The sequence below is a fragment of the Streptomyces sp. SID5464 genome (assembly GCF_009862985.1).
GTDB lineage: Bacteria > Actinomycetota > Actinomycetes > Streptomycetales > Streptomycetaceae > Streptomyces > Streptomyces chartreusis_D.
Map to the genome: position 1 here is coordinate 168,853 of NZ_WWIQ01000021.1, position 12,785 is coordinate 181,637.

Consider the following 12,785-nt stretch of genomic DNA (forward strand, 5'->3'; position numbering starts at 1 on the left):
CCGCGGGGTGGTTTCCGGGGCTGGGTCAGACGTTGCGGCGGTACTCGCCGCCCACCTCGAAGAAGGCCTCGGTGATCTGCTGGAGCGAGCAGACCCGGGTGGCGTCCATGAGGACGGCGAAGACGTTGCGGCCGCTCGTTGCCGCATCCCTGAGCGCGGCCAGGGCGACCTGGGCCTGGTCGCGGTGGCGAGTGTGGAAGTCCCGCAGGCGTTCCAGCTGGGACTGCTTCTCCTCCTCGGTGGCCCGGGCGAGTTCCAGCTCCGGCGGTCGGGTGTCGCCGCCGGGGCGGAGGAAGGTGTTGACGCCGATGATGGGCAGTGTGCCGTCGTGCTTGCGCTGTTCGTACAGCATCGACTCGTCCTGGATGCGGCCACGCTGGTAGCCGGTCTCCATCGCGCCCAGTACACCACCGCGCTCGCTGATCCGCTCGAACTCCTGGAGGACGGCCTCCTCCACGAGGTCCGTGAGTTCGTCGATGACGAACGATCCCTGGAGGGGGTTCTCGTTCATCGCCAGGCCCCACTCGCGGTTGATGACGAGCTGGATCGCCAGCGCCCGCCGCACCGACTCCTCGGACGGGGTGGTGACGGCCTCGTCGTAGGCGTTGGTGTGCAGCGAGTTGGCGTTGTCGTAGACGGCCGTGAGGGCCTGGAGGGTGGTGCGGATGTCGTTGAAGTCCATCTCCTGGGCGTGCAGGGAGCGTCCGGAGGTCTGGACGTGGTACTTCAGCTTCTGACTGCGTTCGCCCGCCCCGTACCTCTCCTTCATCGCGACGGCCCAGATGCGGCGGGCGACCCGGCCGAGGACGGAGTACTCGGGGTCCATGCCGTTGGAGAAGAAGAACGACAGGTTCGGGGCGAAGTCGTCTATATGCATGCCCCGGGCGAGGTAGGCCTCGACGTAGGTGAAGCCGTTGGCGAGGGTGAAGGCGAGCTGGCTGATGGGGTTCGCGCCGGCTTCGGCGATGTGGTAGCCGGAGATGGACACGGAGTAGAAGTTGCGGACCTTGTGGGCGATGAACCATTCCTGGATGTCGGCCATCATCCGCAGGGAGAACTCGGTGGAGAACAGGCAGGTGTTCTGGCCCTGGTCCTCCTTGAGGATGTCGGCCTGCACGGTGCCGCGCACGCTGGCGAGCGCGTGGGCCCGCAGCTCGGCCGTCTCGTCGGGCGACGGTTCACGGCCCTCCGCGGCTCGGAACCTTTCCGTCTGCTGGTCGATGACCGTGTTGAGGAAGAACGCCAGAACGGCCGGCGCGGGTCCGTTGATGGTCATGGAGACCGAGGTCGAGGGCGCGATCAGGTCGAAGCCGTCGTAGAGGGCCTTCATGTCCTCCAGGGTGGCCACCGACACTCCGGACGTGCCGACCTTGCCGTGGATGTCGGGGCGTTCGTCCGGGTCACGGCCGTAGAGCGTGACCGAGTCGAAGGCGGTGGACAGGCGGGTGGCCGGCTGGCCCTCGGAGAGCAGCTTGAAGCGCCGGTTGGTGCGGAACGGATCTCCCTCGCCGGCGAACATCCGTGCCGGATCCTCACCGTCGCGCTTGAAGGGGAACACCCCGGCGGTGAAAGGGAAGGAGCCGGGCAGGTTCTCCCCGCGCCAGAACCGCACCAGCTCCCCGTGGTCGGTGAAGCGGGGCAGGGCGACACGAGGGACCTTGTTGCCGGACAGGGACTCGCGGGTCAGCTTGGTGCGGATCTCCTGGTCCCGGACCTTCACCACCTGCTCGTCTCCCGAGTAAGCGGCGATGACGGCGGGCCAGTTCCCGATCTGCTCCGTGACCTGGTGGGGGATCTGCTTGCGGGCCTCATCGAGGAGCGACCGCACGCTCGCCGCGTCGGAGCCCTCCTCGACGAGCTCGTCCCTGACCGCTTCCAGGCGCTGCACCCGCCTGGCCGCCTCGGCCAGTCGCGCGGTCTCGGCGTGGTACGTGCGGATCGTGTCGGTGATCTCGGCGAGGTAGCGCACCCGGGCTGCGGGGACCACCTGCCGGATGCCGGAGGAGTGGCGTACCCCGACCGGCGCGAGCGCGCCCTCGGACAGCGGCAGTCCCTTCTCCGCCAGACCCGTCCTCAGGTGCTGGTAGAGCGCGGTGACACCGTCGTCGTTGAACGTGGCCGCCGACGTGCCGTACACCGGCATGTCCTCGGGCCTCATGCCGAACGCCTCGCGGTTGCGGACCAGTTGGCGGCCCACGTCGCGCAGCGCGTCCTGCGCGCCGCGCCGCTCGAACTTGTTGATCGCCACGACGTCGGCGAAGTCGAGCATGTCGATCTTCTCCAACTGCGACGCGGCGCCGAACTCCGGTGTCATCACGTACAGGGAGGTGTCGACGAACGGCACGATCGCCGCGTCCCCCTGGCCGATGCCCGGCGTCTCCACGATCACCAGGTCGAACCCGGCGGCCTTGACCACGTCGATCACGTCGGACAGGTGCTCGGGCAGCTCGCGACTGCCGCGGGTGGCCAGGCTGCGGAAGAAGACCCGGTTCCCGTCCAGGGAGTTCATCCGGATCCGGTCACCGAGCAGAGCCCCGCCGCCACGGCGGCGGGTCGGGTCGACCGCGATCACGGCGATCCGCAGCTTGTCCTGCTGGTCGGTGCGGAAGCGGCGCACCAGTTCATCGGTCAGTGACGACTTGCCGGAGCCGCCGGTGCCGGTGATGCCGAGCACCGGCATGACCCGTGACGCGGCGGCGGCACGCAGTTGCTCCAGGAGGTCCGGGGGCAGCTTGCCCCCTTCCGCGCCGGTGATGGCGCGGGCGATCGCGAACCGGTCGCCGGCCAGTACGGCGGCCGCGTCGGCCGGTTTGCCGTCCCAGAGGTCGAAGTCGCAGTCCTTCACGACCGAGTTGACCATCCCGGCCAGCCCCATCCGCTGCCCGTGCTCGGGGGAGAAGATGGTCACCCCGCTGTCGCGCAGCCGGGCGATCTCCTCGGGCACGATGACGCCGCCTCCTCCGCCCACCACACGGATGTGGCCGGCTCCCGCCGCGCGCAGCGCCTGGACCAGGTACTCGAAGTACTCGACGTGCCCGCCCTGGTACGACGAGACGGCGACACCGTGGGCGTCCTCCTCCAGCGCGGCGTCCACGACCTCCCGCACCGACCGGTTGTGTCCGAGGTGGACCACCTCGGCGCCCTGGGACTGGAGGATGCGCCGCATGATGTTGATCGACGCGTCATGCCCGTCGAACAGAGCCGAAGCCGTGACCAGGCGGACAGGATGCACGGGTCGGTGCAGATCACTCATGGGGGCCTTCCCGGACAGGTCGGGTACCGCGGACGGAAGAGATACTAGGACGTCCTAGTAAATTGCTGGGGGTGATCGCCGTCACAGGTCGAGGACGAGGCGTCTCCCGCGCGAGCGGGAGACGCAGATGAGCATGGTCTCGCCGGCGGCCCGCTCGTCCTCGGTCAGCAGTGAGTCGCGGTGATCGGGCGTGCCGTCGAGTACGTCGGTCTCACAAGTGCCGCACGTGCCCTCCCGGCAGGAGAAGTCGACCGCGACACCGGCCTTCTCCACGGTTTCGAGGACCGAGCGGTCCGGCGGCACGGTGAGGGTGAGCCCGGATCGGGCGAGTTCCAGTTCGAAGGCCTCGGCGGGGCCGGTCGTGGCCGTCCCTGCCGGGGCGAACCGTTCGACGCCCAGCGTGCCGGGAGGCCAGCCGACGCAGTGTTCCCGCACCGCCTGCAGCAGGGGTTCGGGACCGCAGGCGTGCACCAGGGTGCCCTCCTCGGGTACACGGAGGTGGGCCGCGAGGTCCAGCAGGCCGTACTCGTCCTGCGGCCGGACGAGTACCCGGTCCCCGTGCGGAGCGAGGCGGTCCAGGAACGCCATGGAGGTACGGGTGCGGCCGCCGTACAGCAGACGCCAGTCGGCTCCCGCGGCCTCGGCCGCCTCGACCATGGGAAGGACGGGCGTGATACCGATGCCGCCGGCGATGAACAGATGGCGGGCGGCGGGCCGCAGCGGGAAGTTGTTCCGCGGTCCGCGGACCCGCACGGCGGCGCCCTCGAGCAGGCGGTCGTGGACGTACGCGGAGCCGCCGCGGCTCCGCGGCTCGCGCAGCACGGCGATCTGCCAGGTGCCGCATTCGGCCGGGTCTCCGCACAGGGAGTACTGACGGACCAGGCCGCCGTCCTCGCCGTCGTCGCCGTTCAGGAGTACGTCGATGTGGGCGCCCGGTGTCCAGGCGGGGAGCATCCCGCCGTCGGGGCGGCGCAGGGTGAGGGAGACGACGCCGTCGGCGGCGAGGGTACGGGTCGCCACGACAAGGGTCGTGTCGACGGGGGTCAGTTGGTCGCTCATGATGGTTCGGCTCCCGGGGTCAGGCCTGCGCAGGCACATGCAGCAACAGCGCGTCGCCCTGGCCGCCGCCCCCGCACAGGGCCGCCGCTCCGCTGCCGCCGCCGCGCCGCCGCAGTTCCGCCGCGAGAGTCAGCACCAGCCGGGCTCCGGTCATGCCGACCGGGTGTCCGAGCGCGATCGCTCCGCCGTTGACGTTCACCTTGTCGAGAGGGATGTCCAGCTCCCGTACGGAAGCCAAGGCCACTCCGGCGAACGCCTCGTTGATCTCGAAGAGGTCCAGGTCGGCCGCCTTGAGCCGGCCGTCGCGGGACAGGGCGTCGCGGACCGCGCCGGCCGGCTGGACGAGCAGCGAGGGGTCGGGGCCCGCGACCGTGCCGTAGGCGCCGATCTCGGCGAGCGGCGTCAGGCCCTCGCGCCGGGCGCGCCGCGCGCTCATCACGACGACGGCCGCGGCGCCGTCGGAGAGTTGTGAGGAGTTGCCCGCGGTGATGGTGCCGGCGCCGGAGAAGGCCGGCTTCAGGCGCCCCAGGCTTTCGGCGGTGCTTCCCGGCCGTACGCCCTCGTCGGTGTCCACCACCGTCTCGCCCCGGCGTCCCGCAACGGTGACGGCGGTGATCTCCTCGGACAACACACCCGACTCCTGGGCGTGCGCGGCCCGTTGATGGGACAGCGCGCCGTACTCGTCCTGTTCCTCGCGGGTCAGGGCGAACGGCCGCTGGTGGCGCTCGGTGGCCGCACCCATGGAGACGCCGTCGAAGGCGCAGACGAGGGCGTCGCGGTCGAGGGCGTCCTCCGCCGCGGCCGGTCCGAACTTCCAGCCGGTGCGAGCTCCGCGCAGCAGGTGCGGAGCGTCCGACATGGACTCCATGCCGCCGGCGACGACCACCTCGTGGCGGCCGGAGGTGATCATGAGGTCGGCCAGGGCAATGGCGTGCAGACCGGACAGACAGAGCTTGTTGACGGTGCTCCCGGGGACGGAGAAGGGAATGCCGGCGCGGATCGCGGCCTGCCGTGCCGAGTTGGGGCCGGCCCCGGCCTGCACGACATGACCCATGACGACGGCTTCCACCACCGCCGGGTCCAGACGGACGGCGGCCAGCGCCGCGCCGATGGCGTGGGCGCCGAGGTCGACCGCGGAGAGGGTGCTCAGGCTGCCCATCAGTCTGCCGATGGGCGTCCTGGCTCCGGCGACGATGACGGATCCGGGCATGGCCGGGACCTCCTGGGGTCTGGGACGGGGTCAGGCGACAGCGTCGACGGCACGTTCGGCGATCATGTGGGCCGTCTCGTTCACCGAGTGCAGAACGATCCGGCCGCCGGGCATGCGCCGCACCCGGCTGACGGAGGTGTAGTCGGGGTGGAACCAGAACATCGTGGGCAGGCCGAGCACCGTCGCCAGATAGGTGTTGGTGATGCCGCCGTGGCACACGACCGCGACCCGCCCTCCGGGATGGGCGTCGAGGATGGTGTCCATGGCCCGCCCGGCACGGGCGCGAAAGGCGTCCCAGTCCAGATCGGGCACGAAGTCCTCGTAGCGCCCCTCGGTGAGCGCCGCCGCCCGGGGATCGTCCGCGCCGATCTGCTCCGGTGGCGTGTAGGGCTGGGACACGTCGGTGTCCCACTCGCGCAGGTCGTCGAGGACGGCGGCGGTCATGCCGGTGCGGCGTTCCAGAGGTGCCACGGTCTCGCGGGCACGCCGGAACGGGCTGCAGTACAGGGCGTCGATGTCCTCGTGCACGAGCCAGGCGGCGAGGCGCTCGGCCTGAGCGGTGCCCTCCGGTGACAGCCCCGGGTCGAACACACCCGCCAGGGGGAGGCCGTGCCGGATGAGGAGGAGTTCGGTCATGGGTGATCCTTCGTACAGGTGAGGGGCGGGCGGGTCGGCTCAGCCGGCGATGGTCCGTTCCGAGCTCCAGTAGGGGCGGCGCATCGCGCGCTTGTCGAGCTTGCCCATCGCGTTGCGCAGCAGCTCGGGAACGACCTCGTAGGACTTCGGGCACTTGTGGGAGGCGAGGCGCTCGCGGCAGAACCGGTCCAGCTCATCGGCCGCCGGCTCCTCCCCGGCGACCACGACCAGCGCCCGCAGCGACTCGCCGAAGTCCGGGTCGGGCACGCCGATGACCGCGACCTCGGCGACCGCCGGATGCCCGCGCAGGACCGCCTCGCTCTCGGCCGGGTACAGGTTCACGCCGCCGGATACCACCACGTCCGCGGCCCGGTCGGTGATGAAGATGTAGCCGTCCGCGTCGACGTAGCCGATGTCGCCGAGCGTGAAGACACCGGGGGAAAGATAGGCGGACCTGGTCTTGTCCGGGTCCGCGTGGTAGCGGACGCCCTGGTCGTCCGGCGCCCGGAAGGCCAGCAGACCGCGTTCGCCGGGCGGCAGCCGCCGGCCGTCGTCATCGGTGACCAGGACCTCGAACGGGGCCCGGACGCGCCCGACCGAGCCCGGGTGCGCCAGCCACTCGATGCTGCTGATCCGGGCCACGGTGCCCGCTTCACTGGCGCCGTACGACTCGGTCAGCACCGGACCGAACCACTCGATCATGGCTCGCTTCACGTCCGGCGGACACGCGGAGCCGGTGTGGGACACCTGCCGCAGGCTGGAGACGTCGTACCGGCCGCGGACCTCCTCGGGGAGGGCGAGCAGCCGCTGGAAGTGGGTGGGCACCATCACCGTCGAGGAGACCCGCCACCTCTGCACCCGGCTGAGGAACGTCTCCGCGTCGTATCTGCCGAGGACGACCACCGGCTGACCGGCCGCCAGGTGCCGCAGCGAGGTCAGCGGTGCGTTGTGCTGGAGCGGCCCGCACACCAGGTGCGGCCCCGGCGGGAATCCGGGCCGGGCGGACATCGCGGCGAGGTAGGCGGAGCTGTCGGCGACCGGGCCGCTCACCCAGCGCACCTCGGTGCCGCGGGCCCGCCCGGTGGTGCCCGAGGTGTACACGAGCGGAGGCCGGGCGGGCCGGTCCGTCGGGGCGGTGCGCCCGGCGGACGCGGCCGCCAGCCACAGGTCCCAGTCGAAGGCGTGCCCGATCGCCGCGGTTCCGTGCATCACCAGCGGCAGGCCCAGTTCCCGGGCCGCGTCCAGGGCGGCACCCGCTCCGGCGGGGCCGGTGATGATCGCGGTCACGCCCGCGTCGATGATCTGGTCGACGAGTTCGCCCGAGGTCAGGTTCCGGGACGTGGCCACGGTCCCGACCCCGGCCCGCAGACCGGCCAGGTGGGCCACCAGTGTCGGGTTGGCGTTGTCACCGAGGACGGCGACCCGGTCGTCGGGGCCGGGTGCGAACTCCAGCAGCCGTGCCGCCGCGCGCGCCACCTGGTCGGCGAGACCGGACCAGGACAGCACGGCCAGGTCGTCTGCCAGGGCGGGCTCGTCAGGTGTCTCCTGGGCGCGACGGTCGAGTGGCAGCAGCGACATGGCTCCTCCGGCGGCTCCTCGGCCTCTCCCGATTCGAGGGATGAGGTGATGCGGAGACTGTAGCGTTTATCAAGAAAGTGCGGAACACTCTGATCCCGAACGGGGGTATTCCCACATGGTTCAGGGGCGATGAGGTGTCTCGCACATCCCCGTTACTGAATCTTTCGTCTGGTAAGTGCACGAGGAGGAGCCATGTCCCAGCCCGACCTTGACGCATGGCGCACGCAGGCACGGCAGTGGCTGGCCACCGTGCTCGAACCGGCGCGGGCGCCGCAGTCCGCCGGAGAAGACGCCGATCTCGCCGTGTTCCACAACCTCCCCGAGGACGAGGAGCGCCTGCTGCTGGAGCGCTGCCGCGCCTACCAGCGGGCCCGTTTCGACGCCGGGTACCAGGCGCTGACCCTCCCCGCGGACAAGGGCGGTGCCGGCCTGACCGCCGCCCACGTGGCCGTCTTCGCCGAGGAGGAGTCCGCCTTCGAGGTGCCGCCCTCCACCGAGCTGATCAGCGTCACCGTGCGCCTGGTCGCGATGGCCGTCTCCCTGTTCGGGACGGCCGGGCAACTCCACGACCATGCACGCGCGTTCCTGCGCACCGACCTGCTGGCCTGCCAGCTCTTCAGCGAACCCGGCGCCGGGTCCGACCTCGCGGCCCTGCGCACCCGCGCCCGGCAGGCCGACGGGGGCGAGTGGGTGATCGACGGTCAGAAGGTGTGGACCTCGGGCGCCCAGTTCGCCGACTACGGTCTGCTGCTCGCCCGCACCGACCCGGACGTCGTGAAACAGGCCGGCATCACCGCCTTCCTGGTCCCGATGGACGCCACGGGAGTGGAGGTGCGCCCCATCCGGCAGATGAGCGGCGGCGCCTCCTTCAACGAGGTCTTCCTCAGCGGCGTACGCGTCCCGGACCGGCTCCGGATCGGGCGGCCCGGCCAGGGCTGGGAGGTCGCCACCACCACCCTCGCCTTCGAACGGACCGCCTCCGGCAGCGGCAACCGCCGCAAGGGCGGCACCTTTACGGACGTTCTCGCGCTCGCCCGGTCCCTCGACCGCACCTCGGACCCGCTGGTCCGCCAGCGCCTCGCCGACCTGTACGTACGTGCCGCCCTGCGCGCGGCCACCGTCGAGCGCGTGGCCAGGACGAGCGCCGCGGGCGGCCGGCCGGGCCCGGAGGCGTCGTTGACCAAACTCATGGCCTCCGATCTGCTCACCCGCACGGGGCAGGTCGCCGCCGAGCTGATGGGGGCGCGGATCAGCGCCGACACAGGGGAACCGGGCACGTTCGCCTGGACACAGCATCTGCTCGGCGCCCCCGGCTACCGGCTGGCCGGAGGCACCGACCAGATCCAGCGCAATCTGATCGGCGAGCGGGTGCTGAAGCTGCCGCCGGAGCCGCGGGCGGACCGGGCGCCGTTCTCGCAGCTTCCCGGCAACTGAGGGGCTTCTCGGCCACCGAGCCACGGGGACCGTTCCGGCAATCACAAAGGAGTGACATCGATGGATCTGGGACTGACGGGTGCGAAGGCGCTGGTGACCGGCGCGAGCCGGGGCATCGGCCGGGCGATCGCCGCGACCCTTGCGGCCGAGGGCTGCGCACTGGCCCTGTGCGCCCGGGGTGAGGAGGGGCTGGCGAAGGCCGCCGCCGAGCTGCGCGGCGAGGGTGCCACGGTGTTCGCGGAGCCGGTCGACGTCACCGACCCGGCCGCGCTCGCGGCCTTTGTGCAGCGGGCGGCCGGTGCACTCGACGGCCTGGACCTGCTGGTGTCCAACGTGTCGGCCGGCAATGTGAAGGGCCCCGAGTCCTGGGAAGCCAGCCTGCGCGGCGACCTGATCCCGTTCGCGGGACTCGTCGAGGCGGCCCTGCCGCACCTGGAGGCCTCCGACCGGGCCGCCGTCGTGGCCATCGGCACCACCAACGCCTCCGACACCGCGCGCCCGGCCGGAGCGAACTCGTACTCCGCGCTCAAGGCGGCCGTCGTCCAGCACGCCTCGGCCCTCGCGCACGCCCTGGCGCCGAAGGGCATCCGCGTCAACACCGTCTCGCCCGGCCCGGTCGACTTCCCCGGCGGCGCCTGGGAGACCGTCCGCGCCAGCCGCCCCGAGGTGTACGAGGAGGTGCTGGCCAGGCTGCCGATCGGCCGCTACGGCGCCGCGGAGGACGTGGCCGCGGCGGTGGCGTTCCTGCTCGGACGGACCGGCTCCTTCTGCGTCGGTGTCAACCTCGTGGTGGACGGCGGGCTGCTCACCCGCGTCCAGTACTGAGCCGTGGCGGGCCCGGCCGGCCGCCTGGACGCCGTACTGGTCTGCGGCGGCCGCTGGCACGACTTCGACCACGTGCGGCTCCGGCTGCTGGAGCTGCTCGGAGAGCATCCCCGGGTCCGCACCACGGTGTACCAGGACTACGACTGCGCGGCCGCACTCGACAAGGCCGACCTGCTGGTCACCTACACCTGCGACGTCCGGCCCCGCCCGGCGCAGCGGGCAGCGCTTTCACGGTTCGTCGAGCGGGGCGGGCGCTGGCTCGCCCTGCACGGCACCAACTCGGTGATCGAGCCGTCGACGGATGGCAGCTCGCGGGTGTTCACGACCCCGCGGCTCCTCGGGGAGCTGGCGGAGGTGCTCGGCAGCCAGTTCCTGGCCCACCCGCCGATCGAGCCGTACGAGGTGCTGGTGACCCGGCCCGACCATCCGCTGGTCGCCGGGATCGGTCCGTTCACGGTCACCGACGAGCTCTACGTGTGCGCGCTGCACGGCGAGCTGGAGGTGCTGCTGCACGCCGAGTACACGGGGCCGTGCCGCGGTTTCGCCGAAGGCGACGCGGCGGCCCTCGACGCCGCGCCCCGGCCGGTGCTGTATCTCAAGCGGCACGGCCTCGGTGAGGTCTGCTACTTCACCCTCGGCCACTGCAGGGGCCGCTACGACATGCAGGATCTCGGAGTGGACGACACCGGACGCGTGGACGTGGGGCCCTGGCGGACACCGGAGTTCCTGACAGTGCTCCGGCGCTGTGTGGAGCGGACGGTGGGCGGGCGGAGCCAGGCCGGGGGAGCGGGGTGACACTGAACCTGGCCGCTCATCCCTCCGGAACAGGGCCCAGCCCATCGGTCCGACCTGCGGATTGTTATGGACGGGGCCTCGCAGCAGGCGTACGGTGCCTCCGCGCACGCTCTTTCGCGGCCGTTTCGTTCTTCGCCCGTGGGGGGCCGTCGTCATGTCTGCATCCAGTGATCTCCGTCCGCGTCGCATGCTGCCGAGCGGAACGCCACGCTCGGCGCGCGGCCTCCTGGCCGCGGCGTCGGCGTCGCTCGCGATCGTCGCCCTGAGCGATCTCTTCGCCGTCTTCGCCGGAGCCCGGCTCTACCCGCTCATCGAGGACGACCAGGGGTCTGCCGTCGTTCCCCAGCAGAGGCTGGACGCCGCCTACTCGCTGTACCAGACAGCCGGCAACGTCCGAGGCATCGTGTACGTGCCCTGCGCGGTCCTCTTCGTCGCCTGGTTCTTCTGGACGCGCCGCAACACCGGGCTACTGGCACCCGATCGGTTCCGCAAGGGCCCGGGCTGGGCGATCGGCGGCTGGCTCATTCCACTGGCGAACTTCTGGCTGCCGTACCGCATCGCCGTCGACATGTGGGGTGCCGCAACACCCCTGCCCGCCGACGGGGAGTCGTACCGGGTATCGATCTGGCCCGTGAACCTGTGGTGGGGCCTGCTCGTTTCCAGCGAGTTGTTCGGCTGGTACGCCGCGTCGCGATACGAGAGCGCCGAGGCACCCACGGAGATTCGGGCCGCGGTGATGCAGTACATGGCAGCGGACGCCCTGGACATCGCCGCTGCCGTGGCCGCGGTGTACTTCGCCGTGCGTCTGACATCCATGCACTGGCTGAAGGCGAGCGCCGGCAGTCCTTACAGCAGGTGAGCGGGCCAGGGGCCGCTGCTTTCGCTCAGGCGTGCGGCAGTATCACCGCGCGGCCGTTGATCTCCCCGGCGTGCAGGCGCTCGTACGCCTCGGGCGCCTGTTCCAGCGTGAAGGTCTCGACGTGACAGGACACGAGACCCTGCCGCGCCAGTTCCAGGACCTCCATCAGCTCCGTCCGGCTGCCCCAGTAGGGGAAGGAGGCCGAGACCTCGAACGGCAGGCCGCCCCCGAAGCCGACGGCCAGCGTGCCCCCGCCGAGGCCGACGACAGTGACGTCGCCCGCCACCGCCACCGACGCGGCGGCCACCGCCAGGGTCGTCTCGGCTCCGACGAAGTCCAGGACGACCTCCGCTCCCGTACCGCCGGTGAGCTCCCGGATCCGTGCGGCCGCCTCGCCGTCGGAGAGGAGCGTCTCGTGGGCGCCGACGTCATGTGCCAGCGTGAGCTTCTCCTTGCTCACGTCGAGCGCGACCACCCGGGCCGGGGACAGCGCGCGCAACAGTTGCACGGCGAGATGCCCCAGACCGCCGACGCCGATCACCACCGCCGTGCTGCCGGGCGGCAGCTTCGGCAGCGATCCGCGGATCGCGTGATAGGGGGTCAGCCCGGCGTCCGTCAGGGGCGCGGCCTGCACGGGGTCGAGTCCGTTCAGCGGGACCAGGTGGCCGGGCGAGTCCACCAGCACGTACTCCGCCAGGGCGCCGGGGGAACCGAGCCCGGGCGGCAGGATGCCGAGTCCGGCGGCGTGCGGACAGCAGTTCTCCTTGCCTTCGGCGCACGGGTGGCAGCGCCCGCAGCCCCACGGGCCGTACACCGCCACCGCCTCGCCCTCGGTCACGGCGGTGACACCGGCGCCCAGCGCGGCCACCGTGCCGACGCCCTCGTGACCGAGTGTCATCGGCAGCGCGTAGGGGAACTGCTCCTCGGGCCAGCCCATCACGGCCAGATCGGAGTGGCAGAGCCCCGCCGCCGTCACCTGCAACAGCACCTGGCCCGGGCCGGGTTCGGGCACCGGCACGTCCACGACCTCGGGGGCGTGCCCCACCCGCCGGTACTGAACAGCCTTCATCATCAGGTCTCCTTGTCGGTTGTTCTGGTGGCCAGCCCGAGCCCGGTGATGCCGGTGCCGAGCCTGA

At 71.5% G+C, this 12,785-nt stretch carries 10 protein-coding genes; 4 read left to right on the top strand and 6 right to left on the bottom strand.

What is annotated here, in order from left to right:
• Positions 1-25: 25 nt before the first annotated feature.
• The 5 genes from icmF to GTY47_RS14755 form a co-directional block, all read right to left on the bottom strand.
• Positions 26-3,253 (bottom strand): fused isobutyryl-CoA mutase/GTPase IcmF, encoded by a 3,228-nt coding sequence (gene icmF, locus GTY47_RS14735; RefSeq protein ID WP_010033334.1) that lies wholly within the window; start codon positions 3,251-3,253, stop codon positions 26-28.
• 81 nt (positions 3,254-3,334) lie between these two features.
• Positions 3,335-4,312 carry a PDR/VanB family oxidoreductase gene (locus GTY47_RS14740; RefSeq protein WP_010033337.1) on the bottom strand — a complete coding sequence of 326 codons (978 nt, stop codon included), beginning with the start codon at positions 4,310-4,312 and terminating at the stop codon, positions 3,335-3,337.
• A gap of 19 nt (positions 4,313-4,331) precedes the next feature.
• Entirely contained in the window at positions 4,332-5,522 is a 1,191-nt protein-coding gene (locus tag GTY47_RS14745; protein ID WP_010033340.1) for an acetyl-CoA C-acyltransferase, read from the bottom strand.
• Positions 5,523-5,552: 30 nt separating this feature from the next.
• The gene (locus tag GTY47_RS14750; RefSeq protein WP_010033342.1) at positions 5,553-6,158 is read right to left on the bottom strand and encodes a histidine phosphatase family protein; all 606 of its coding nucleotides are present in this window, start codon (positions 6,156-6,158) and stop codon (positions 5,553-5,555) included.
• Between the two features lie 39 nt (positions 6,159-6,197).
• A complete protein-coding gene (locus GTY47_RS14755; RefSeq protein ID WP_010033344.1) occupies positions 6,198-7,736 on the bottom strand; it encodes an AMP-binding protein in 1,539 nt (512 codons plus the stop codon).
• A 192-nt stretch (positions 7,737-7,928) separates the two neighbouring features.
• Between GTY47_RS14755 and GTY47_RS14760 the strand changes: the two genes are divergently transcribed.
• The 4 genes from GTY47_RS14760 (at position 7,929) to GTY47_RS14775 (ending at position 11,649) form a co-directional block, all read left to right on the top strand.
• Positions 7,929-9,170 (top strand): acyl-CoA dehydrogenase family protein, encoded by a 1,242-nt coding sequence (locus GTY47_RS14760; RefSeq protein WP_010033346.1) that lies wholly within the window; start codon positions 7,929-7,931, stop codon positions 9,168-9,170.
• A 60-nt stretch (positions 9,171-9,230) separates the two neighbouring features.
• Complete coding sequence (locus GTY47_RS14765; RefSeq protein WP_010033349.1) at positions 9,231-9,995, top strand: SDR family oxidoreductase; 765 nt, start codon at positions 9,231-9,233, stop codon at positions 9,993-9,995.
• A gap of 3 nt (positions 9,996-9,998) precedes the next feature.
• Positions 9,999-10,790 carry a ThuA domain-containing protein gene (locus GTY47_RS14770; RefSeq protein WP_010033351.1) on the top strand — a complete coding sequence of 264 codons (792 nt, stop codon included), beginning with the start codon at positions 9,999-10,001 and terminating at the stop codon, positions 10,788-10,790.
• A gap of 154 nt (positions 10,791-10,944) precedes the next feature.
• Positions 10,945-11,649 carry a DUF4328 domain-containing protein gene (locus tag GTY47_RS14775; RefSeq protein ID WP_231911090.1) on the top strand — a complete coding sequence of 235 codons (705 nt, stop codon included), beginning with the start codon at positions 10,945-10,947 and terminating at the stop codon, positions 11,647-11,649.
• 25 nt (positions 11,650-11,674) lie between these two features.
• Here GTY47_RS14775 and GTY47_RS14780 read toward each other — a convergent pair whose 3' ends face one another.
• Entirely contained in the window at positions 11,675-12,718 is a 1,044-nt protein-coding gene (locus tag GTY47_RS14780; RefSeq protein WP_010033357.1) for an NAD(P)-dependent alcohol dehydrogenase, read from the bottom strand.
• Positions 12,719-12,785 lie beyond the last annotated feature (67 nt).

What these genes read in the sequence shown, in the direction of transcription:
- icmF (WP_010033334.1), bottom strand. Translation starts at nt 3,253, where the DNA reads ATGAGTGATCTGCACCGACCCGTGCATCCTGTCCGCCTGGTCACGGCT.
- GTY47_RS14740 (WP_010033337.1), bottom strand. Translation starts at nt 4,312, where the DNA reads ATGAGCGACCAACTGACCCCCGTCGACACGACCCTTGTCGTGGCGACC.
- GTY47_RS14745 (WP_010033340.1), bottom strand. Translation starts at nt 5,522, where the DNA reads ATGCCCGGATCCGTCATCGTCGCCGGAGCCAGGACGCCCATCGGCAGA.
- GTY47_RS14750 (WP_010033342.1), bottom strand. Translation starts at nt 6,158, where the DNA reads ATGACCGAACTCCTCCTCATCCGGCACGGCCTCCCCCTGGCGGGTGTG.
- GTY47_RS14755 (WP_010033344.1), bottom strand. Translation starts at nt 7,736, where the DNA reads ATGTCGCTGCTGCCACTCGACCGTCGCGCCCAGGAGACACCTGACGAG.
- GTY47_RS14760 (WP_010033346.1), top strand. Translation starts at nt 7,929, where the DNA reads ATGTCCCAGCCCGACCTTGACGCATGGCGCACGCAGGCACGGCAGTGG.
- GTY47_RS14765 (WP_010033349.1), top strand. Translation starts at nt 9,231, where the DNA reads ATGGATCTGGGACTGACGGGTGCGAAGGCGCTGGTGACCGGCGCGAGC.
- GTY47_RS14775 (WP_231911090.1), top strand. Translation starts at nt 10,945, where the DNA reads ATGTCTGCATCCAGTGATCTCCGTCCGCGTCGCATGCTGCCGAGCGGA.
- GTY47_RS14780 (WP_010033357.1), bottom strand. Translation starts at nt 12,718, where the DNA reads ATGAAGGCTGTTCAGTACCGGCGGGTGGGGCACGCCCCCGAGGTCGTG.